24 protein-coding genes and 1 pseudogene are annotated in these 21,526 nt (G+C 69.6%); 15 read left to right on the plus strand and 10 right to left on the minus strand.

From position 1 onward, the window contains the following. The 5 genes and pseudogenes from GBO37_RS07355 to GBO37_RS07375 form a co-directional block, all read right to left on the minus strand. Positions 1 to 225 (minus strand): annotated as a pseudogene (locus tag GBO37_RS07355) (hypothetical protein); the annotation flags it as partial. Beyond that, a complete protein-coding gene (locus GBO37_RS07360) occupies positions 222 to 1,163 on the minus strand; it encodes a VWA domain-containing protein (RefSeq protein ID WP_252928133.1) in 942 nt (313 codons plus the stop codon). The pseudogene GBO37_RS07355 and the gene GBO37_RS07360, both read right to left, overlap by 4 nt. Beyond that, on the minus strand, positions 1,160 to 1,528 hold the full coding sequence (locus tag GBO37_RS07365; RefSeq protein ID WP_252928135.1) for a hypothetical protein: 369 nt from the start codon (positions 1,526 to 1,528) through the stop codon (positions 1,160 to 1,162). The genes GBO37_RS07360 and GBO37_RS07365 overlap by 4 nt, the downstream gene beginning before the upstream one ends. After that, positions 1,525 to 2,349, minus strand: a complete 825-nt coding sequence (locus GBO37_RS07370) for a DUF58 domain-containing protein (RefSeq protein WP_252928136.1) — start codon at positions 2,347 to 2,349, stop codon at positions 1,525 to 1,527. The genes GBO37_RS07365 and GBO37_RS07370 overlap by 4 nt, the downstream gene beginning before the upstream one ends. Before the next feature lie 7 nt (positions 2,350 to 2,356). Continuing rightward, positions 2,357 to 3,325, minus strand: a complete 969-nt coding sequence (locus tag GBO37_RS07375; RefSeq protein WP_045983191.1) for a MoxR family ATPase — start codon at positions 3,323 to 3,325, stop codon at positions 2,357 to 2,359. Between the two features lie 276 nt (positions 3,326 to 3,601). Here GBO37_RS07375 and GBO37_RS07380 point away from each other — a divergent pair, with 276 nt between their 5' ends. Then, a complete protein-coding gene (locus GBO37_RS07380; RefSeq protein ID WP_045983192.1) occupies positions 3,602 to 4,744 on the plus strand; it encodes a DegT/DnrJ/EryC1/StrS aminotransferase family protein in 1,143 nt (380 codons plus the stop codon). Here the strand turns inward: GBO37_RS07380 and GBO37_RS07385 are convergent, their stop codons facing one another. Both GBO37_RS07385 and GBO37_RS07390 read right to left on the minus strand, forming a co-directional pair. Continuing rightward, complete coding sequence (locus GBO37_RS07385) at positions 4,745 to 6,322, minus strand: GMC oxidoreductase (protein WP_045983193.1); 1,578 nt, start codon at positions 6,320 to 6,322, stop codon at positions 4,745 to 4,747. 655 nt (positions 6,323 to 6,977) lie between these two features. Next, a complete protein-coding gene (locus tag GBO37_RS07390) occupies positions 6,978 to 7,679 on the minus strand; it encodes a helix-turn-helix domain-containing protein (protein WP_252928137.1) in 702 nt (233 codons plus the stop codon). Between the two features lie 58 nt (positions 7,680 to 7,737). Here GBO37_RS07390 and GBO37_RS07395 point away from each other — a divergent pair, with 58 nt between their 5' ends. The 8 genes from GBO37_RS07395 to GBO37_RS07430 all read left to right on the plus strand — a co-directional run bounded on the left by GBO37_RS07395 (position 7,738) and on the right by GBO37_RS07430 (position 13,728). Continuing rightward, on the plus strand, positions 7,738 to 8,184 hold the full coding sequence (locus GBO37_RS07395; RefSeq protein WP_252928138.1) for a VOC family protein: 447 nt from the start codon (positions 7,738 to 7,740) through the stop codon (positions 8,182 to 8,184). Then, entirely contained in the window at positions 8,174 to 8,872 is a 699-nt protein-coding gene (locus GBO37_RS07400; RefSeq protein WP_252928139.1) for a glutathione S-transferase family protein, read from the plus strand. Before GBO37_RS07395 ends, GBO37_RS07400 begins: the two co-directional genes overlap by 11 nt. Positions 8,873 to 9,016: 144 nt before the next feature. Beyond that, complete coding sequence (locus GBO37_RS07405) at positions 9,017 to 11,140, plus strand: esterase-like activity of phytase family protein (protein WP_252928218.1); 2,124 nt, start codon at positions 9,017 to 9,019, stop codon at positions 11,138 to 11,140. A gap of 677 nt (positions 11,141 to 11,817) precedes the next feature. Continuing rightward, complete coding sequence (locus GBO37_RS07410) at positions 11,818 to 11,976, plus strand: hypothetical protein (RefSeq protein WP_252928140.1); 159 nt, start codon at positions 11,818 to 11,820, stop codon at positions 11,974 to 11,976. Beyond that, positions 11,973 to 12,779, plus strand: a complete 807-nt coding sequence (locus GBO37_RS07415) for an ABC transporter ATP-binding protein (protein ID WP_252928141.1) — start codon at positions 11,973 to 11,975, stop codon at positions 12,777 to 12,779. Before GBO37_RS07410 ends, GBO37_RS07415 begins: the two co-directional genes overlap by 4 nt. Further along, positions 12,776 to 13,240 (plus strand): nuclear transport factor 2 family protein, encoded by a 465-nt coding sequence (locus GBO37_RS07420; RefSeq protein ID WP_252928142.1) that lies wholly within the window; start codon positions 12,776 to 12,778, stop codon positions 13,238 to 13,240. The genes GBO37_RS07415 and GBO37_RS07420 overlap by 4 nt, the downstream gene beginning before the upstream one ends. 171 nt (positions 13,241 to 13,411) lie before the next feature. Further along, a complete protein-coding gene (locus tag GBO37_RS21600; RefSeq protein ID WP_371927516.1) occupies positions 13,412 to 13,594 on the plus strand; it encodes a hypothetical protein in 183 nt (60 codons plus the stop codon). After that, the gene (locus tag GBO37_RS07430; protein ID WP_252928145.1) at positions 13,561 to 13,728 is read left to right on the plus strand and encodes a hypothetical protein; all 168 of its coding nucleotides are present in this window, start codon (positions 13,561 to 13,563) and stop codon (positions 13,726 to 13,728) included. Before GBO37_RS21600 ends, GBO37_RS07430 begins: the two co-directional genes overlap by 34 nt. 66 nt (positions 13,729 to 13,794) lie before the next feature. On the opposite strand, the gene GBO37_RS07435 is transcribed toward GBO37_RS07430, so the two are convergent. The 3 genes from GBO37_RS07435 to GBO37_RS07445 all read right to left on the minus strand — a co-directional run bounded on the left by GBO37_RS07435 (position 13,795) and on the right by GBO37_RS07445 (position 15,925). Further along, complete coding sequence (locus GBO37_RS07435; protein WP_252928146.1) at positions 13,795 to 14,130, minus strand: hypothetical protein; 336 nt, start codon at positions 14,128 to 14,130, stop codon at positions 13,795 to 13,797. 86 nt (positions 14,131 to 14,216) lie between these two features. Continuing rightward, on the minus strand, positions 14,217 to 15,275 hold the full coding sequence (locus tag GBO37_RS07440) for a histidine kinase dimerization/phospho-acceptor domain-containing protein (protein ID WP_252928148.1): 1,059 nt from the start codon (positions 15,273 to 15,275) through the stop codon (positions 14,217 to 14,219). Beyond that, positions 15,272 to 15,925, minus strand: coding sequence for a response regulator transcription factor (locus tag GBO37_RS07445; RefSeq protein ID WP_252928149.1), 654 nt, complete (start codon positions 15,923 to 15,925; stop codon positions 15,272 to 15,274). Before GBO37_RS07445 ends, GBO37_RS07440 begins: the two co-directional genes overlap by 4 nt. 158 nt (positions 15,926 to 16,083) lie before the next feature. Here GBO37_RS07445 and GBO37_RS07450 point away from each other — a divergent pair, with 158 nt between their 5' ends. From GBO37_RS07450 to GBO37_RS07475, 6 genes are all read left to right on the plus strand, one after another. Continuing rightward, complete coding sequence (locus GBO37_RS07450) at positions 16,084 to 16,701, plus strand: thermostable hemolysin (RefSeq protein WP_252928151.1); 618 nt, start codon at positions 16,084 to 16,086, stop codon at positions 16,699 to 16,701. Then, positions 16,698 to 18,080 carry an AMP-binding protein gene (locus GBO37_RS07455; RefSeq protein ID WP_252928152.1) on the plus strand — a complete coding sequence of 461 codons (1,383 nt, stop codon included), beginning with the start codon at positions 16,698 to 16,700 and terminating at the stop codon, positions 18,078 to 18,080. Before GBO37_RS07450 ends, GBO37_RS07455 begins: the two co-directional genes overlap by 4 nt. Then, positions 18,077 to 18,847, plus strand: a complete 771-nt coding sequence (locus tag GBO37_RS07460; protein WP_252928154.1) for an SDR family NAD(P)-dependent oxidoreductase — start codon at positions 18,077 to 18,079, stop codon at positions 18,845 to 18,847. Before GBO37_RS07455 ends, GBO37_RS07460 begins: the two co-directional genes overlap by 4 nt. A gap of 11 nt (positions 18,848 to 18,858) precedes the next feature. Further along, positions 18,859 to 19,722 (plus strand): TauD/TfdA family dioxygenase, encoded by an 864-nt coding sequence (locus GBO37_RS07465; protein WP_252928156.1) that lies wholly within the window; start codon positions 18,859 to 18,861, stop codon positions 19,720 to 19,722. 13 nt (positions 19,723 to 19,735) lie between these two features. After that, positions 19,736 to 20,332, plus strand: coding sequence for a DUF6134 family protein (locus GBO37_RS07470; RefSeq protein WP_252928158.1), 597 nt, complete (start codon positions 19,736 to 19,738; stop codon positions 20,330 to 20,332). Positions 20,333 to 20,467: 135 nt separating this feature from the next. Then, positions 20,468 to 21,526 (plus strand): type III polyketide synthase, encoded by a 1,059-nt coding sequence (locus GBO37_RS07475; RefSeq protein WP_252928160.1) that lies wholly within the window; start codon positions 20,468 to 20,470, stop codon positions 21,524 to 21,526.

The raw sequence follows: 21,526 nt of genomic DNA on the forward strand, positions 1-21,526 counted from the left end.
GCCCAGCACCAGCAGCGCCGCCGCCCCCACGGGCAGCAGCGGACCCCACCGGCCGGTGCTGCCGCCCAAGGCGCCAAGTGCGCGCATCGCGGCCAGCATGTGCGCCGGCATGACCTGTTCCCACCCGCCAGCGGACGGCCCGCGACGGTCCAGCCACCACGCAAGCGCCAGAAGCGGCACCAGACCCGCCAGCCACCACGGCCGCAGCAGCAGCGCGCCGGTCATTCCTGCCTCCGGATCGCGGCCAGCATCAGGCAGGCGGCGCACAGCATCGCGGGCCAGATCCACAGCGACCGCCAATAGCGCAGCGGCGGCCGTTCGCCCGGGCTGGGCTCCAGCCGGTCCAGCGCCTGCGCCATCGCGGTCAGGTCGGCGGTGTCGCGCACGCGAAACAGCGCGCCCCCCGCGGTTTCGGCCACCGCGCGCAGGGTCGCCACGTCGACGGCGTCGCGGGCGGTGGGACGGGTCTCCAGGTCCTCGGGGCCCAGGGCGATGGTGTGGATGCGCAGCCCGTGCGACGCCGCCAGGCGCGCCGCGTCCACCGCCAGCACGCTGCCCGAGGTGTCGACCCCGTCCGACAGCAGAACCACGACCCGGCCGGGTGACGTGCTGTCCTGCAGCCTGCGGATCGCCAGGCCCAGGCCGTCGGCGATGGCCGTGCCGCGGCCCGACACGCCGATCTGCGCCTCGTCGATAGCCTGCACGACGGCGTTCAGATCGAAGGTCAGCGGCGCCGCGACATAGGCGCGTCCGCCGAAGATCACCAGGCCGATCCGGTCGCCCGTCCGGCTTTGCACAAAGGCGCGGGCGGTGCGCTTGACCGCATCCAGGCGGCTGACGGGCTGACCGTCCAGGGTGAAATCGGCCTGCTCCATGCTGCCCGACAGGTCCAGCGCCAGGACGATGTCCCGCCCGCTGGCGGGAACCACCTGGGCCTGGCGTTCCACCTGCGGCCCCGCCAGGGCGATGACAAGCAGCACCCAGGCCGCGGCCGCCAGCCACGGGGCGCGGTGCAGCGGCGGCAGGCTGCCAGGCGTGGCATGGGGCAACAGGTGGTCGGGCACGTCCAGCGCGGCACGGGGCCGGACCACCGGCGGCAGAAGCCAGCGCAGCAGCAGCGGCAGCGGCAGCAGCGCCAGCAGCCAGGGTGTGGCCAGGCTCATCTGCGCCACGGACGGCGCAGCCGGGCGCCGCGGGCGATCGCCTCGATCCGGCGGTCGGACGGTGGTGGGGCCGCGCCATAGGCGGCCGGGCGCAGCGCCGCGGGCAGATTGCCCAGCATGCGGGCGATGGCCAGCAGGCGGTCCGGCACCGGCAGCCCCCGCAGCGCCGCCACGCGCAAACGCGGGCGGGCCGCCCGACGGCGCGTGAAGGGCAGCACCGCCAAGGCCAGCACCAGCCCCGCGATGATGCCCAGTGCCAGAAGCGCGGCCATCTCTGCCGTCGACAGGATGGCCATCGGCGTGGGCAGGCGGACCGGGGACAGGGCCTGCATCAGCTGGTCATGGGTCATCGCCTCAGGCGTCACGGCTCGACCCGTCGCGCAACGGCGCCCATCGCGGCCAGGCGGTCGGTCTGGCCACCCAGATCGGCGGGCTGCAGACGCAGCAGCCGAGTGGCGCCGCCCTGTCGGACGGGCAGCGGGCGGGCGGGTGGCGCGGTCTCCAGCGGGTCCAGGATCAGCGCGACCTCCACCCGGCGGCCGCGGGCCAGGCGGGACAGCGCGGCATCGGCCCCCTGCCAACCATCGGGCAGGGTGGCCAGGACGACATGGGCGCCCGTCGGCGCGGTGCGGGCGGCCAGGGACAGCGCCTCGGTCAGGGGCGCCGTGCCGGAGGGATCGGCCAGGGCGGCGGCATGGCGGTCGACCAGCAGGCGGCACAGGGKCAGCATATGGCCCGCGCCGGTCGCGGGCGGCAACACGCGGACCCCCGCCCCTTCGGCGACGATCAGGCCGACCGCACCCTGGCGCGCCACCGCCTGCCAGCCAAGCCCCGCCAGATGCCGCGCGCCGCGCACCGATCGCAGCGCGTCGCCCGTGCCCCACAGCATCGGCCCGCGCAGATCGGCGATCAGCAGCGTGATGTCGTCGCGATCCTCGTGCAGGGCGCGCACATGCGGCACGCCCGTGCGCGCGCTGGCCGAAGGGTCCATCCGGCGCGGATCGTCGCCAGGGACATAGGCGCGGATCTCCCTCAGGTCCATGCCGCTGCCCGGATGGCGCGAGGCCATGACCCCCGCCCGCCGTGCCATGGGTCGCTGCCGGGGCATGGCGCCCTGCCCCGCCTGCAGGTCGACCAGCGCCTCCAGCGTCAGGGCGATGCCGGGCGCGGACCGCCAGCCGCTCATGGCGCCCCTACCACGGGGCCACCTGGCGCAGCGCCTCGGCGATCAGACGGCGGCCGTCCTGCCCTTCGCTGGCGGCCTTCCAGTTCGGGACCAGCCGGTGGGCCAAGGCATCGGGGGCCAGGGCCTGCACGTCCTCGGGCAGGCCGTGATCGCGGCCCTGCAGCCAGGCGCGCGCGCGCACCGCCGCGGCCAGCGCCAGCGTCCCGCGCGGAGAGACCGGGTGTTCGACCGCCTCTGCCAGCACCCCGCCGGGCCGCGTCGCCAAAACCAGCCTGATGATGAAATCCTTGAGCACGGGGGCCAACGTCACCCCCGCGACCTGCAAGCGCGCGCGATCCAGGTCCGCGGCCGTCACCTGCGACAGCACGGCCGCCATGCTGCCCCGGCCCTCGGCCTCGACCAGGTCCAGGATGGCGCGTTCGTCCTCGGCGCCCGGCAGGTCCAGCCGCAGGTGCAGCAGAAAGCGGTCCATCTGCGCCTCGGGCAGCGGAAAGGTCCCTTCATGCTCGATCGGGTTCTGGGTGGCCACGACCATGAAGGGATGCGGCAGGGAGCGTGTCACGCCGCCGGTGGTGACCTGCCCTTCGGCCATCGCCTCCAGCAGGGCCGACTGGACCTTGGGGGGCGCGCGATTGATCTCGTCCACAAGGACGATGTTGTGAAAGACCGGGCCGGGCAGAAAGTCGAAGCCGCCGGTCTCGGGACGGAAGACCTGGCTGCCGGTCAGATCCGACGGCAGCAGGTCGGGGGTGCACTGGATGCGCGCATGCTCGCCCGGCAGACGCGCCGCCAGCTGCTTGACCGCGCGCGTCTTGGCGATGCCCGGCGGCCCCTCCAGCAGGACATGGCCGCCGGTCAGGTACGCGATCAGCAGACGTTCGACCAGCCAGTCGTGGCCCACCAGCGTCCCCGCCACGTCGTCGGCCACGGCCCTGACACTGGCGCGGGCCAGATCGACATCAGCATGATCGTCCATGAGCGCCCCTCGGATTGCTTGCAGATGGTGCAGCGGCTTTCCCATCATGGCCAGCCGGGCCGCGCCGCGCTGCCACCAAAGTCGGGCAGGCCCGCCCGCGCTGTGCGACGGCCCCGCCTCGCCACCGCAAGTGGAATCACGCCATTGTGGGGGGCGGAACGGGCCGCCGCAGCATCGATAACCGGGTGGATTCGGCATCTTCCCCTTGCCCTGCAGGCCCTGGCGCGGGATGGTGCACGGCGCGCAATCCAGCGCCCATCGCATACGGAGCGGACAGTGCCTGACGTCGGTCTGAGAGAGTGGTTCGCGGTCGGCCGCGCCATCGCAAGCGGCAGCCTGCTGCGCTATGACAGCGGGGCCAGCCGGACGGCCCTGTTCGAACGCGAGATGGCCGCCCAGACCGGCGCCGCGCATGTGCTGGCCGTGAATTCGGGGACCAGCGCGCTGGTCGCGGCCCTGGCCGCCGCCGGGATCGGTCCGGGCGACGAGGTGCTGGTGCCGGCCTATACCTGGATGGCGACCGCCGCCGCGCCGGTGCAGGTCGGGGCCGTGCCGATCCTGGTCGACATCGACGAGACGCTGACCATGGACCCCGAGGACATCCGGGCCAAGATCACCCCCTATACCCGCGCGATCATCCCCGTGCACATGGTCAACGCGCCCTGCGACATGGACGCGATCATGGCGATCGCCAAGGAGCACGGCCTGATCGTCATCGAGGATTCGTCCCAGGCCGTGGGCATCCGATACAAGGACCGGCATTGCGGGGCGATCGGCGATCTGGGCGTCTTCAGCTTCAACCGCATGAAGAACATGAACATCGGTGAAGGCGGGGCCGTCCTGACCAGCGACGAACGCTATTTCATCCGCGCGCGCAGCTATCACGATCTGGGATCGATGGTACGCCAGCACGGCGACCGGCTGAACGAGCCCGAATTCGTCGGCATGAACATGAAGGTCACCGAGATGGACGGCGCCATGCTGCGCGTCCAGCTGAAGAAGGTGGTCCCCATGCTGCGCCGGATGCAAAAGCGCCGCGCCGTCCTGGCCGATATCCTGCAGCACAGCAGCGAATTCAGGGTCACCCCGCACAACGATCCCGCTTCGGCCGTCAGCCTGTCGATCCTGGCCCCGACCCGAGAGAAGGCGATCGAGCTGACCGGCCGCCGGGGCGTGCACAACCGCCTGCGCGACAGCTCCAAGCACCTGTACACCAATTGGGAGCCGATCCTGAACAAGCGGACCTTCCATCCCAAGATGAACCCCTGGGCCTGGGCCAAGCGCGACATCGAATACACACCCGACATGTGCGCCCGCACGCTGGAGATTCTGGACCGGACCTGCATCGTCACGCTTGGGATGCGCTATCCCACCCCGCTGATGGCGATGGTGGCCCGCAAGCTTGCGGGCCAGCGCTGATCAGCGGGCGGCCGCATGCGCCGCGGCGCGTGCGGTCAGCATCATCATCGTCAGGGTCGGGTTGTGGACATGCTGGCGCGGAAAGCACGCCCCGTCCGTGACATAAAGGCCCGGCACGTCCCAGCATTCATTGTGCATGTCCACGACGGATGTCGCGGGGTCGGTCCCCATCCGCGCCGTGCCGCATTCATGCACGCTGGTGCCGCCGGGTGACAGGTCGGTGTTTACGATCACGTCCGTCAGACCGATATCCGCCGACAGCTCGCGGATGATCTGCGCCTGACGGTCCGCCAGGGCGCGCTGTTCCGCCGAATGGCGGAAGCGGATCACCGGGACCGGGATGCCGTACCGGTCGGTCTGCGACGGCGACAGCGTCACCCGGTTCCACGGGTCGGGCAGCATCTCGGCGAACGAGACGATGTCGACCCGCGCGGCCCCGTCGGGACGGGGATGGACATGGATCTGCATGCTGATCGACGGATGCAGCGACGGGTCGGGCGGAATGTGGATGCAGCGGCCTGGCTCGGCCTGTTCGGGCAGGACGTCGTCCGATCCGGCGCGATATCCGGTTCCGCTCATGACCGCATGGTCCATCAGGTGACGGCCCAGGGCGGGCGATTCCGTCCCGATGCCCGCATCATCGCCCACCGACCGCGACAGCAGCAAAATGCGCGTGCTCTCGATCGCCGAGGCGCAGAGGAACACGACCGGCGCGTGGACGGTCCGGACCGCGCCCGTGCGGCCGTCGATCCATTCGACCCCGCTGACCGCGCCCGACGGATCCTTCAGGACGCGGCGCACCACGGCGCCGGCCTGGAACGCCATGCGGCCCGTGCCGGCCGCAATGTCCAGCCATGACAGGGGCGGCGCGAAATTGCCCAGCACCGGCCGTGCCCGCGGCCATCTGGACCGGATCGCGCCGATGATCGCCTGCTCGGACGGGGTGGGCTGCAGGACGCCGGCCAGGCGGCTGGTGTCCGGGCCGGGAACGGCCTGATCGCCGCCGCGCAACTGCAGCTTGTCCTCGACCCATCCGTACCAGTCGGCGACATCCTCCAGCGCGAAGGGCCAGGCATTGTCGGCGCTGTTCGAGCCATCCGACTTCATGCCGGACAGACGGTAGTACTGGCGCCCATGGCCGGGAACGGTCATGCGCCCCCCCGGCTGGCGGGCGCGGAACCACAGGAACTGGCTGCCATCCTCGGTCTGGTAGGGACAGTCGCGGTCGTCGACCAGCACGTTGGGGGCCATCGCCCAGGCAAAGCAACGCGACTGGACCGGCTGGCGAGCGCGGCCCAACAGCCGAAAGGCGCGTTCGCCAAAGCGGGCCAGGCTGGGCGGCATCCGGCTTTCGGCCCTGGTCCTGTCCAGGAACCGGGCCACGGCCGTCAGGGCCTTGGTCACGGGGTTGATGCGGCCGGGCCCGGCATCACCGGCCTCCAGGACCGCCACGCGCATCCCCGCCTCGGCCAGCGCGGTTGCGGCGACGCCACCTGCCGCGCCAGAGCCCACGACAATCGCGTCAAACCGGCTGCCATCCGCGATGGATGCGTGCCTCCACGTTGCAGCGCCGGTCATGGGCATGCCGATCGTTGAAGATGATCCAAAAGGCCGGAAGCCGGCCACGATCGGGTGGGGGCGCCCATTGCGCGGTGCAGGGCGGACCGACGCAAATCGTCGAACGGAAAGGACGTCTGGAAAAGGAACTGGCTGAAATTCACCTGATCATCCTTGTGGTCGCTATATGCCACGGTCCTAGACGTTTCCAACGGGGCGGGTCGTCGACGTCCGTTCCGTCATGACAGACCGCATGCTCTTCGCCGACGTGACAAGGTTGCGCACCGGCAGGTCATGGGAACAGCTCATTAAATACTCCATGCGTCAAAACGGGCATCATTCATCGTGCCGCACCGCACCGACCGGAAATTGAATCGTTCGCACGATAATATTGCGAAAAGCATACAGGTTCGGCATCGATTGCGGGAATAAGACATGTCCGTGACTGTGACAACAGTCCCGCGATCGACCGGCCCGCGCGCAAAAAGATTGCGCAGACAACCACAGCGGGCGTCGCGCGGCGCTAAGGTGCTGTAGTCTATTTGTATTATTAATTTCCCGCCGCAATCTCAAACGGCGGATTTATCCATTAACCCCCGTCACAATACGTCAATATATATATATATTGGCAGTTTCGGCCGTCATTTCGCAATCGAGCCGGGTCGCTTTGCATATATCAATCCGCAACATTCGCCGGGGCGAATTTTTCTGGAAGATTGAACAGGTCCATGAAGCGACGCAGGTCGCAAGCCGCGCCCCTGCAGGTCACGCCGGCGGTTTCAGGKGCGACCTTGCCATAGAACAGCGCGGCCATACGGGGTGCCGCATCCGCCTCGAAGACCAGATCGGCCGCGTCGGGAAGCCCGCGGGTGACGTCCAGACACGCCTGTTCAAGACGCAGGCCAAAGGAGGAGCCGCCGATGGTGATCGCCACCGTCAGGGACAGCCCCGCGGCCGCCTGGCGATCCAGCATGGTCCGCAGGGACATGATGAAGGACGCTGCCGACAGGGGCAGCGTCGGGTCATGCAGCGGAGAGGCGGCAGCCCACCGCCCGATCTCCTGCAGGATGGGTTCGGCCGACCGGCCCCAGGGCGTCAGCTGATAGACCTGCGCGGGCACCGGGTCGGACAGGGTGATGCGGGCCAGGATGCCGCTGCGCTCCATCCCGGCCAGCCGTTCGGTCAGGATCTTGGCGCTGATGCCGGGCAGGTCCGCGCGCAGGTCGGTGAACCGGCGCGGCCCGAACATCAGTTCGCGAAGGATCAGCAGGGTCCAGCGTTCGCCCAGCAACTCCATGCCGAACGCGCTGCCGCAGGCATCGTCGTACCAGCGGCCATGGGCGGGTTCCGGCCTGATGGTTTCTTTTTGTAACTTCATGGTTGCCTCAGGTAACCAAGCACCCCCATCCTGTCAACAGCACAGGAGGAGCGAATCGATGACCCGGATGATCTTCGTCAACCTGCCCGTCACGGACGTGACGCGGGCGACCGCCTTTTACGAGGCGATCGGCTTTACAAAGAACGAGGCCTTCTCGAACGAACAGGCCAGCGGCATGGTCTGGTCCGACGCGATCCACGTGATGCTGCTGGATCACGCCTTCTACGCCACCTTCACCGACAAGCGCATCATTGACGCCCGTACCCAGTCGGGCGTGCTTCTATGCCTGACCTTCGACAGCCGCGCGGCCGTCGACGACATCCACCGCCGCGCCCGCGAGGCGGGCGGGCACGACACGCGCCAGGTCGAGGACCAGGGCTTCATGTATGGCGGTGCCTTCGACGACCCCGACGGCCACGGGTGGGAGACGGTGTGGATGGACCCCGCCGCGACGCGGGACGGCCCCCCCGACATGCAGGATGCGGGGGGCCGCCATGCCGGTTGATCCCGCGGCCCCGATCACCATCACCGCCTTCGACTGGGTTCCGGACTTCGCCAGGGGCCAGGTCCGTGACCTGCGCGTCCGGTGGGCGCTGGAGGAGGTAGGCCAGCCCTATGCCGTGCGCCTGCTGTCCCAAGGCGCGCAGAAGCGGCCGCCGCACCGGGCGCGCCAGCCCTTCGGCCAAGTGCCGACATTGGAGGATGGTGACCTGATCCTGTTCGAAAGCGGCGCGATCGTCTGGCACATTGCCGAACGCTTCCCCGGCCTGATGCCAGGCACGGCGGCGGCGCGGGCGATGCAGCTGGAATGGGCATTCGCCGCCCTGAACACGCTGGAACCGCCGTTCATGGACCACGCCATGGCCATGCTGTTCGAGGCCGACGCGCCCTGGTCCGCACCCCGCCTGCCCGCGGTCATGGCCCGCATCGACGAGCGCCTGCACGAGGCGTCGGACCGGCTTGGCACGGCGGACTGGTTCGGCGGCGAATTCGGGCCGGGCGATCTGCTGATGGTGTCGGTCTTGCGGATGGCGGACGGGATGCTGGACGACCACCCCAACCTGGCCGCCTATGTCGCACGCGGGACGGGGCGCGATGCGTTCGGCCGCGCTTTGGACGACCATATGGCCGGCTTTACCGGCGCCCCTCCTCCGGTCGGCCCGGAACGGGCGCCGCCGCCGGACGGGCCATGACCGCCCGCCCCTGTCGCACAAGCGCCATCAGACTGTCGCAAGGCCGTCACCGACCGTGATCAAAGAGGACCCCGAACCAAAACGGGGGATTCCACGGTGCAAAGACTTGCCCTTCTGACCTCGGCCGTCGCGCTGGCCACGGCCATGCCTGCGATGGCCCAGACCACCTTCGACCGGATCGCGACATTCGCCACGCCCGACAACATGCCCGCGGGGGAGGACCGGTCGCGCCCGACATCGGCCGAGATCATCTCGGCCTCCGAAGATGGCAACACGCTGGTCTATTCCGACAGCCCGCTTGGGGTGCTGGGCTTTCTGGACATCACCGACCCGGCCGCCCCCCTGCCCCTGGGCACCGTGCCGATGGACGGGGAACCCACGACCGCCGTGATCATCGACGACCGCGTGTATGTGGGCGTGGACACGTCGACCTCGTTCACCGAACCCTCGGGGCAGCTGCGGGTGCTGGACCTGAAGACCCGCGCTGTGCTGGCATCCTGCGACCTGGGCGGGCAGCCGGATGCGGTCGCCCGTGCCGATGACGGCAGCTTTCTGGCCGTCGCGATCGAGAATCAGCGCGACGAGGACCTGAACGACGGTGCCCTGCCGCAGATGCCCGCGGGCCATGTGGTCACGCTGGCCGTCACCGACGGCACGCTGGACTGCGACGGGCAGACCCGCATCGACCTGACCGGTCTGGCGGACATCGCCCCCGACGACCCCGAGCCGGAATATGTCGACATCAACGCCGCGGGAGAGATCGTCGTCACCCTGCAGGAAAACAACCATGTCGTCGTGATCGGCGCGGACGGCACCATCGCCGCGCATTTCAGCGCTGGCACGGTCAGCCTTGACGACATTGACACGCGCGACGACGGCGCGCTGACCTTTGACGGGGCGCTGACGGACGTTCCGCGCGAACCCGATGCGGTCAAGTGGATCGACGCCGACCATTTCGCCACCGCGAACGAGGGCGACTATCAGGGCGGGTCGCGCGGATGGAGCATCTTTCACCGCGACGGCACGGTCGTCTACGACTCGGGCAGCAGCTTCGAACACGCGGTCATCCGGGCGGGCCACTATCCCGACAAGCGCTCGGACGCCAAGGGTGTCGAACCGGAATCGATCGAGGTCGCGACCTTTGGGGGCATCCCGCATGTCTTTGTCGTCTCGGAACGGGGATCGCTGATCGGCGTCTACGATGTCAGCGACCTGGCGGCGCCGCGGCTGACGCAACTGCTGCCGTCGGGCATCAGCCCCGAAGGCATCGTGGCCCTGCCCGCCCGCGACCTGCTGGTCACCGCCAACGAGGCCGATCTGGGCGCAGAGGGCGGCGCGCGCGCCCACGTCATGCTGTTCGGCGCAACCGACGGTCCCCCCCGCTATCCGACGATCACCGCGGAGGGCGCGGACGGGCTGATCGGATGGGGCGCGCTGTCGGGCCTGGCCGCGGGTGATGCACCGGGCCAGCTGTTCGCCGTGTCGGACAGCGCCTATGGCGCGCAGCCCGCGATCCATGCCATCGACGCCACGCGGACACCCGCGCGGGTCACCGCCAAGACGATCGTGACCCGAAACGGTGATCCGGCGCAGAAGCTGGACCTGGAGGGCATCACGCCCGACGGTCAGGGCGGCTTCTGGCTGGCGTCCGAGGGTCGCAGCGACCGCCTGATCCCCCATGCCATCATCCATGTCGACGCCCAGGGCGAGATCCAGGAGGAGATCGGCCTGCCCGCCGAACTGCTGGCCCACGAGGACCGCTATGGGTTCGAGGGGATCGCCCGGCAGGGTGACCGCCTGTGGATGGCCGTCCAGCGCGAATGGGGTGACGACCCCGCCGGCCAGGTGAAGCTGGTCTCCTATGACCTGCTGACGCAGGACTGGGGCGCCGTCGCCTATCCGCTGGACCCTGCGGGCGACGGCTGGACGGGCCTTTCGGAAATCGCCATCGACGGTGACTGGGCCTATCTGATCGAACGCGACAATCTGATCGGCGACGCCGCCGTGCTCAAGGCGCTGTTCCGCGTGCCGCTGTCGGAGATGGTGCCCGCAAAGCTGGGCGACCCCCTGCCCGTCGTGACCAAGGAGCTGGTCCGCGATCTGATCCCCGACCTCAAGGCGCAGAACGGCTATGTCCTGGACAAAGTCGAGGGGTTCGCCATCGACGCGGCCGGTATGGGCTGGGTGGTCACCGACAATGACGGCACCGACGACAGTTCCGGCGAAACACTGTTCTGGTCCACAGGCCTGATGCGCGCCGCGCAATAGGCCGCGGTTCCACAGCCGCCGCTGGAACGGAACACCGTGCCCGGTCCGATCGGACTGGGCACAGTCGTGAGTGGCCCTTGACCGTCGGGTGATGCGGCTGGCACGCCCGCCCAAAACCGTTCCCGACATTCGCACGGCGATCCGGGAGGATGACGCGGGGGCATGAACCGGGACATGCAACCATCAGGTGAGCCGAACCGACGCGGGTCCGGATGCATCCCCCGAACCGGCCGCGCCCGATCAATCCGGCATTCCGGCTTCCGGCGCGTCCTGCGCCGGACTTCTGGCACAAGATGGCGGGACGACCCGACATTAACGCACGGTCAACCACGACCGGCAAAAAAGGCCTGCGTCGCGCGGGATGTTAACCTTGCAGAACATGCAAATCCCTAAGGGTCGGGAAAACCCTGCAGAAGGACATTCCCGTGATCACGTTCAGCATTCGGGGCGATCAGCTGATCGTCGATCCCGCCGTCGGCACCAACTCCTCGCAAGGCACGGCACGGTGCAATAGGGTCGCCAGATGTGGGCCAAGGACCACCGGATAGAGATCACGGCCACCGACGCGACACAGGGACCAAGCTGACCGGCAGAAGCGCCATCCTACGCTAAAGTGCACGATAACCAACTATGCCATCAGCATACCCCTGGCCGAGATCGGTCCGGACGTGCCGCTGGTGGCCTATCTGATGGACGACCGCGAGATTTCGGTTCGCGACAAGGGACCGCTGTGGATCGTCTATCCCTATGACGCGGACCGGCAGTACCAGACCGAAGTGATCTACTCCCGCAGCATCTGGCAGCTGAACTGTCTTCGCACCGCCCTGGTGCCATGAGCGCCATCCGCACCCGGCTGCAGGTCGCGGTGGCCGTCCTGACGGTCTCGATCGCCGTGTGGTGGTTCGTGGTCAACATCGTGGCGGGCTTGGCGCAGACCACGTCCGGCGTCGTGACCATGGACGGGGACGAAAGTTCCGGCCCCAGCCTGGACCGCGGCGTGGTCTTCCAGAACTACGCGCTGCTGCCGTGGCTGACCGCGCTTGGCAATGTCCGCTTCGGGGTGCGCGCCCGCCATCCCGACTGGACCCGCGCACAGGTCGACGAGGTTGCGACCCGGTACCTGTCGATGGTCGGGCTGAGCGCGGAGGCGATCCACCGAAAGCCCAGCCAACTGTCGGGCGGCATGCGCCAGCGCGTGTCCATGGCCCGCGCCTTTGCCAACCACCCCAAGCTGCTGCTCTTGGACGAGCCGTTCGGCGCGCTGGACGCGCTGACCCGCGGCACAATCCGGGACGAGCTGCTGAAGATCTGGGGCGGCACCAACCAGACCGTCTTCATGATCACCCATGACATCGACGAGGCGATCCTGCTGGCCGACCGCATCATGCTGATGACGAACGGACCCTTTGCGCGGGTGGCGGAATCGGTCCAGATCACCATCCCGCGGCCACGCGCGCGCACCGACATCGCCGATCACCCGAACTACTATCCGATCCGCAACCACCTGGTGCAGTTCCTGGGCAGGCGGTCGGCGGAACTGGCGGGACAGGCCTCGGGCGGGGCGGAGCAACGCCCCGATCCGGTGCGCATCGACGTGACCGAACCAGTCCCGGCACATTTGCGGGCCATCGCCGAATGACCCGCCCGCCGGTGCCGCCCCTTTCGCGCGACGACCCGATCCTCAAGGTCCGCATGGCCGAGGACGCGTGGAACGGCCGCGATCCGGCCCGCGTCGCGCTGGCCTATACGCCCGACACCGTCTGGCGGAACCGGTCTGACTTCCTGCATGGCCACGACCAGGTGCAGGCGTTCTTGGCCCGCAAGTGGCAGGCCGAACAGGACTATCGGCTGATCAAGGCGTTGTGGTGCCACGCCCACGACCGCATCGCGGTGCGGTTCTGTTATGAATGGCACGATGCCGAAGGTCGGTGGTTCCGGTCCCACGGCAACGAGAACTGGCAGTTCGACGCGGGGGGCCTAATGGCCGCACGCCACGCCTCGATCAACGACGTCGCCATCGGCGATGCCGACCGCCTGTTCCGCTGGCCGCAAGGGCCGCGCCCTGCCGATCATCCTGGCCTGACTGACCTGGGCATGTAACCCCCTTCACCGCAAGGAGACGACCATGAAATACCAGATTGCCCACACCTTGACCGGCGAGGACGTGACCGCCCTGATCCTGGCCGCCAGAAAGGCCAAGGGCCTGTCCTGCGGGGGATCGCCCAGCGCATCGGCATGTCGCAGGTCTTCACGCATTCGGACTGCATGGGCATGAACGCCTTTCCCTTCGACAAGGCGCAGGAACTGGTCACGGCGCTGGACCTGCCCGCCGATGCGGCCGACCTGCTGTCCGAACCGCCCACCAAGATCTGGAGCCAAGCGGTGCCAACGGACCTCTGCCTCTATACCTGTACGAGATCGTGGGCGTCTATGGCCCCACCATCAAGGCGCTGATCGAGGAGAAGTTCGGCACTGGCATCATGTCCGCCATCGACTTCGAGATGTCCGTGATCCGAGAGATCAACCCCAAGGGCGACCGCGTCAAGCGGGAGATGCCGGGCAAGTATCTGGCCTATGACGCCTGGTGACGGCCGCGGCCCGGGAGCCGGGGACTTTGGGACGCCCCGGACGGGGGGCCGCTGCGGGGCCGTCCCTCAGTCCTGGTCCCGGGGCGTGTTGCCGATGGGGAACATGTCCTCGCCGTAATGGTGCAGCTTGACGTGATGGGTGCGGCACAGCCAGCGCACAGCCAGCGGCTGGTCATAGTGGTCGTGATGGGCATCGACTGTCTCTGCGCCGCAGACCTCGCAGGGCCGCTTTTGCAGCTGCCCCGAGGCCAGCGCCCGCTGCACCGCCAGATGGGCGCTGTATTTCAGCAGGTTGGCACGGCGCCAGTTGGTCTGCCGCGTGTCGCTTTTCAGTGCAGGGGGCATGGGGCCCGCGGGATCGGGGGTCACCGTCCCCTGATCGTCCTCATCCTGCTGTTGCACTGTCTGTCCCTGATCCATCGGGCCAGCATATGCCCGACCCGCGCAAAAGACAAAAGGTCGCTTGATGCGCATCGCCGGGCGCGGCGTCAGGCATCCGGCCCCGGCCCGAAATCCAGCGTGACGCGGGCGCGCGTGTCGGTCATCGCATAGCGCATCGCAATCCCGTGGGCCGCGGCCATGCGCGTCACGATGGCCAGGCCCAGCCCGGCACCCTGCGACCCCGCGCCCTTGTCGAAGGTGGCATGGCGAAAGGCCGCGCCCGGCCCTACCGCATTGCTGACCGTCAACGCCGGCCCCGCCGAAATCAGCACCCGCAGGTCCCCCGTCCCGTGGTCGACTGCGTTGCGCAGCAGGTTGCGCAGGATCAGCGCCAGCGCGTCGGGATCGACGGCCACCGGGGCCTGCGTCATCTCTCCGTCGTCGAACATCACCGGCTGGCCGATGTCGTCGATGACCATCCGCGCCACGCGGATCAGGTCGCACGGGCCCGCGCCCATCGCCCCCGCCTCGGCCCGCGACAGCTGCAGCAGGCGTTCGACCAGGTGGCCCATGCGGGAAAGCGCGCCCGCCAACCGCCCCGCCGCCGCGTCGTCGGCAAGCCCCGCCGCGATCAGCTGCGCCTGGCCGGACGCGGCGGCGATGGGCGTGCGCAACTCGTGCGCGGCGTTGGTGGCGAACTGGCGTTCCGCATCGATCCGGGCGCGGATCGTGTCCAGATAGCCGTTCAGCGCCTGCGGGATCGGGTCCAGTTCGATCGGCAGGTCCGGGGTCGCGACGGGGGACAGATCCTGGGCCGATCGCCGCCGCAATTCGCCCGCGAAGCGCGTCGCGGGCCGCAGCGCAGACCCGACCGCCCCGCGGATCGCCAAGGGTGCGGCCAGCAGCACCGGCAGCATCAACCCCACCAGCCAGGTCAGGCTTTCGCGCAACTCGTCGCGGCGCCAGGCGGTGGTGTGGCCGACCTCGACGACCAGATCACCCCCCGGATCGGCCAGGCGGAAGACCCGCCAGCCGGGCAGGTCCTGGCCGCCATCGGCGGTGACCGGCGCCCAAGGCGCGTGCGCCACCCCCGCCAGCCATGCGGCGCAGGCCCCCAGCACGACCCGGCGCACCAGCCTGCCGCGCAGGGACCAGGGCCGCGTCACGGGATCAGGTATCCCAGGCCGCGCCGCGTCTGGATCGCATCGGCCCCCAGTTTGCCCCGCAGCCGCGAGACATAGACTTCGACCGCGTTCCCCTCGATGGCGTCGTCGAAGGCATAGAGGCGATCCTCCAGCACCTGCTTGGACAGCACCCTGCCCCGCGCGGACAGCAGTGCGTCGAACAGCGCCCATTCGCGCGAGGTCAGGCGGATCTCGGTCTCGTCCTTGAACAGGCGGGCTCCGGCGCGGTCCMCCCGCAGCCCGCCGAGCCGGCTTTCCGTCGCCGGATCGCCCGATGCACGGCGGGCATTGGCGCGCAGACGCGCCTCGATCTCGGCCAGGTCATAGGGTTTGACGACGTAATCGTCCGCGCCCGCATCCAGCCCGGCGATGCGTTCGGTGATCTGGTCGCGCGCGGTGGCGATGATCACCGGCACGCGGTTGCCGCGATGGCGCTGCTCGCGCAGCAGCACCAGCCCGGACCCGTCCGGCAGCGCCAGGTCCAGCAGGATCGCGTCAAAGGCCGCAACCTCCAAGGCCGCGCGCGCGGTGTCCAGGTCCGGCGCATGATCGACCGCATGACCCTGCGCCCGCAGGTACCGGACCAGCGCATCGGCGATATCGGCCTCGTCTTCGATCAGCAGCACACGCATCCGATTTCCCTTCGTTCCGCCAAGACATGGCGGGACGGGGGAGCCGGATCAACGGAAAAGAACGCCTCACGGCGTCGTGATGATGGCTTCCCTGTCTGTAAGCCTGCTGCAAGCTTTGCCCGTCAGATCATGGGCACGAACCACGCAAAGGCCCCACCATGCATGTACTGCGCCACCTGTCCGACCACGCCATGCACATGCAGATCCTGCAGCCCCTGGACCCCGGCTGGCAGGCCGCGGCCCTGATGATCGAAGGCCATTTCCATGACGCCTTCGACGCCCGCATGACCCTGCCCGCGGTTCCCCTGGCGGTGGCGCGGTCGGCTTCGGGCGCGGTGCTGGGGGCGGCGGGCCTGCGCGATGCGGCGGCAGGGTTCTTTTCACAGGTCTATCTGGACCGGCCGGTGGCGCAGCTGCTGTCCGAACGCAGCGGCCGTGCGGTTCACGACGACGACATCCTGGAGGTCGTGTCGATGGCCTGCCCCCGCCCCATCGCCACCCTGCCCCTGATCGAGGCCATCGCCGCCGAGGGCCGCCTGCAGGGCAAAAGCTGGGGCCTGTTCACGGCCACGACCGCCCTGGTCGCGATGCTGCAGCGGACCGGAGTGCCGCTGCTGGCGCTGGCACCGGCGCGGGCGGAATGCCTGCCCGATGCGGCCTGCTGGGGCCGCTACTACGACACGAACCCCTGGGTCTGCGCGCTGGCCGAACGATCCGAACCGCTGCGCTTCATGCCCCGCCCCTCCCGCAGCTTCAGCAAGGTTTCCCCCCGATGATCCCGATCTTCGACGCCCTCGCCCGCCATGCCCGGCAGCAGCCTGATGCCATCGCGTTCCGTGACGGTGACCGCACGATCAGCTGGGCCGGCCTTGCCCGTGCCGTCGGTCATGCGGCCGCCGGTTTCGCGGGCGGGCCCCGAACCGTCGGTCTGCGCCTTGTCGGGCTGGACTATGTCATCGCCGATCTGGCCGCGACTTTGGCCGGGTGCCGCGTGGTGCCGGTGCCGGGCTTCTTTTCCGCCGGGCAGGTCGATCACCTGCTGGCCGATTCCGGCGCAGCCCTGATCGACCGCCTGCCGCGACCCGACACGGCAATGCCGCTGGCCTATGCCGGGGGGGCGGATCGGGTGATCTATACCTCCGGGACGACAGGGCGGCCCAAGGGCGTGGTGCTGGGCGACCGCCAGCTGACCGCCCAGACCCGAGCGTTGGCGGCGGCCATCGGGGCCACGCCCCGGGACCGCTATCTGTCCGTCCTGCCCCAGGCCCAGCTGCTGGAACAGATCTGCGGCATCTTCGTGCCGGTGCTGATCGGCGCCGAAACCGTCATCGCGGCCGAGGGCGCGGCCTGCCTGTTCACCGGCGACGGCACCGCCTTGGCGCGCGTCGCTGCGACCTGCCGCCCGACCGTGACCGTGCTGGCCCCGCGCCAGCTGACGCTGTGGGTCGCGGCCCTGCGGCAGGGCGCCCGCGCGCCGGACAGCCTGCGCTATATCGCGGTCGGGGGTGCGCCGGTCTCTCCGGTCCTTCTGGCCGAGGCCCGCGCCTTGGGCCTGCCCGTGGCCGAGGGCTATGGCCTGTCCGAGGCGTCATCGGTCGTGGCCATGACGCCGGCAGGCGGCACCGCGATGCTGCCCCTGGACGGCGTGGACCTGCGCATCGAGGATGGAGAGATCGTGGTCGACGGCCCTGCCGTCATGTCGGGCTATCTGGGCCATGCGCCCTATCGCGGACCGTGGCGGACCGGCGATCTGGGCCGGCTGACGAATGGGCGGCTGACGGTGCTGGGTCGGCGCGACGCGATGATCCTGCGCGCCTCGGGGCGCAACATCACGCCCGAATGGGTCGAGGCCGCGGCCCTGGCCGATCCGGCCATCCCGGCGGCCGCCCTGATCCTGACCGGGGACGACCGGCTGATGCTGGTCCTGGCCGCCACGGGCAGCCCGGACATGGCGGCGCTGGCGGCGCGGCKGGCCGCCCTGCCCGACTATGCCCGCCCCGACACGCTGGTCTTCGCCGACCCGCGCGAGGCCGGGCTGATCCGCGCCTCGGGCACCGCCGACCGGCAGGTGGCCGCGCGCATCGCCCGCTGTCCGGGGGCGCTGCTGGTGCCGCTGCCCGGTTCCGCGGCGGCCAATGCAGAGGTGGCGGCATGAGGGTCCTGATCACCGGCGCCGGGTCGGGCATCGGGCGGGCCTTGGCTGTCCAGGCCGACCGCCAGGGCCACGGCGTGATCCTGGTCGGCCGCCGCGCAGGACCGCTGGAACAGACCGCGGCGGGGCTGCGCGACGCGCTGATCCTGCCCGCGGATGTCACCACCCCCGACGGGCGCGCCGCCATCGCGCAGGCGGTGGCCATGACCGGTCTGGACATTCTGATCAACAATGCGGGCATGGTGCCCTCGGGCGCCGCCGACACCGCCGGCGACGCGCAGATCGCGGCCACGCTGGCGGTGAACCTGGCCGCGCCCATGGCGCTGACCCGCGACCTGCTGGGCGCGCTGACGGCCAGCCGGGGGCAGGTCGTGAACGTGGGTTCGGTCTTCGGCGATATCGGATTTCCGTATTTCGCGCTCTATTCCGCGTCCAAGTTCGCACTGCGCGGTTGGTCGGACGCGCTGCGGCGCGAGCTGGCCCCGCGCCGGATCGCCGTCACCTATCTGGCGCCGCGCGCGACGCGGACCGATGCGGCGCAGGGCTTCGACGCGCTGATCGGGCCGATGGCGATGACCCTGGACAGCCCGGACGCCGTCGCGGCCTATGCCTGGCGCGCCATCGCCGCGCGTCGGCGCGAACAGATGCCCGCCTCGCGCGAGCGGTTGTTCGTGGCCCTCCAACGCCTGCGCCCCGGCCTGATCGACCGGGCGCTGATGCGCCTGGCCCGCGACCCGGCGGTCATCGCCGCCGCGACCCTTCCCAAGTGATGAGGATCCCCATGAGCTACAATATCCTGCGCCACCGCGACCATCCGGGCGGCCTGACCGATCCGGGCCTGCTGGCCACCATCCGCGAGGACCTGGCCCGTGACGGCTGGACGCTGCTGCGCGGCTTTCAGCCGGACATGGAGGCGTTCTCGGGCGTGGTGACGACGCTCTGCCGCCGCGTGACCTTCGATCCGGCGCGCAGCCATAGCACGGACACGACGCAGATGGTCGATGCGGGCCTGGGCCCCATCGGCCTGCATATCGAGAACGGCAACACGCCCCGCTGTCCCGACATCGTGACCTTCTTTGCCCAGACCGCCGCCTTCGAGGGCTCGCAGACCACCATCTGCGACGGGCGCGCGGTCTGGGACCGGTTCGACGATGCGCTCAAGGCCCGCTGGTCGCAGCGCATGACCGTCGAGCGCGTCCTGCCCGAGGCGCTGTGGAAACGCTATCTGGCGAACGAACATCCGGCCATCTCGGACCCGGCGCAGGTCACGATGGAACACGTCCTGCAGTTCAAGGCGGCGATCCCGGATCAGGACTTTGCCCTGCACCCGGACGGCTCGCTGACCTATCGCCTGACGCTGGACCCGGTGCGCCCGTCGGCCTTGGGTGGAGAGACGCGCGGCTTTGCCAATGCCGTCCTGGGTCCGTCGCACAACTATCAGCCGCCCCGCTATGCGATGGCCGACGGCACCGAGGTGACCCCGGAGGAGATCGAGCAGATCCGCGCCCTGGCCGAGGAGGTCACGCATGAGATCAACTGGCAGGACGGCGACATCGCAATCCTGGACAACACCCGCGTCATGCATGGCCGCCGCGCCATCGCCGACGCCAACCGCAACCTGTTCATCGGCATGGGAACCATCTGACATGAAACCCCGCATGACCCGCCTTCTGTCGCTGCTGACCGCGCTGGCCCTGGCCCCCGCCGCCATCGCATCCCCCGGCGCCAGCGTCCCCGCATCGGGGCGCCTGGCCTTCGACGTGATCCGCAAGGACCGCGACATCGGCGACTATGTCGTCACCTTCCGCGGATCGGGCGACGACCTCACCGTGGACATCGCCACCGACGTCAAGGTCAAGGTCCCGGTGATCGGCGTCGCCGCCTATCGCTTTTCCCAGACCAGCACCGAGACCTGGCGTGGTGGCCAGCTGGCCGGCCTGGCCTCGCGCACGGATGACAACGGCACGCCGCATGACATCCGGGTCGGTGCGACCTCGCTGATCCCGGCCAGCCTGTGGAACGCCGACATGGTGCGGTCATCGGCAGTGCTGAACACCATCGACGGCAGCACCGACCCGATCAGCGTCAGCAACCTTGGCACAGAAAACGTGGCCACCGGCTCGGGCACGGTCGCTGCCACGCATTACGCACTGCGCGGCGGGCTGAACCGCGACCTGTGGTACGCAGGCGCGACGCTGGTCCATGTCCGCTTTGCGGCCGAGGACGGATCGCAGGTCGACTACGTCCTGCGCTAGCCCCTGCCCCCGGCCCGCCATGCACGCGGGCCGGGCACCTTTCGCGCCCCTTGCGCGTTGCATGGATGAACCCCCTGCATCCCTGGTGCGCCTGTCCGCTTTGGTCGTGCCCGAAACCCCGACGACAGGACCCGCATGACCCCCTGGACCGAAGACGACCGACCCCGGCTGCTGTCCATCGCCACCGCCGTCCCGCCCAACCTGCTGCGCCAGGACGATATCGTGACGGAATCGCGCGCCTTGCTGCAATCGCGCTTCTCTCAGTTCGACCGGCTTGCGCCGGCGTTCCAGAACGCCGGCATCGACACGCGGCATTCCGTCGTGCCGCTGGACTGGTTCCGGCAGCCCCATGGCTGGGTCGACCGCACCCGCGCCTATGCCGAAGGGGCCGCGGCACTGTTTCGCGTCGCGGCCGGGCTGGCGCTGGACCAGGCGGGGCTGCGGGCGGACCAGGTGGACATCATCGTCACCGTGTCCTCGACCGGGATCGTGACGCCGACGCTGGAGGCACTGACCGCGCGCGACCTGGGCTTTCGCGCCGACGCGATGCGCGTGCCGGTCTTTGGCCTGGGCTGCGCGGGGGGCGTGTCGGGTCTGTCCATCGCCGCCGACCTGGCGGCCGCCCGCCCCGGCGCCGTGGTCCTGATGGTCGCAGTCGAGACGTGCACCGTCCTCTTTCGCCTGGACCGGCTCGCCAAGGCCGACATCATCGCCACCGCCCTGTTCGGCGACGGGGCCGCGGCGGTCGTCCTGCGCGCGGGCAACGCGGCCGACGATGCACGCCCCCGGATCGGACGGGGCCGCCAGCACATGTGGCCCGACACCCTGGGCATCATGGGCTGGACGGTCGAGGAAAACGGCCTGGGCGTCGTCTTCGACCGATCGATTCCCAGCTTTGCCGAGGCGGAATTGCGGACGGCGCTGGACGGCCTGATCCGGGATCATCCGGTCGACCGCCACGTCTGCCACCCGGGCGGCGCCAAGGTCATCACCGCGCTGGAGACCACGCTGTCCCTGCCGGAGGGGTCGCTGGACGTCGAACGCCGGGTCCTGGCGCAGAACGGCAACATGTCCGCCCCGACCGTCCTGTTCGTCCTGGAACAGGTGCTGCGCGCGGGCACGCGCGGATCGCTGCTGGCCATGGCGCTTGGGCCGGGCTTCACACTGTCGGTCCTGCCGATCACGGTGCAGTAG

Source organism: Paracoccus sp. 08 (genome assembly GCF_024105395.1).
In the GTDB taxonomy this organism is placed as follows: Bacteria; Pseudomonadota; Alphaproteobacteria; order Rhodobacterales; family Rhodobacteraceae; genus Paracoccus; species Paracoccus marcusii.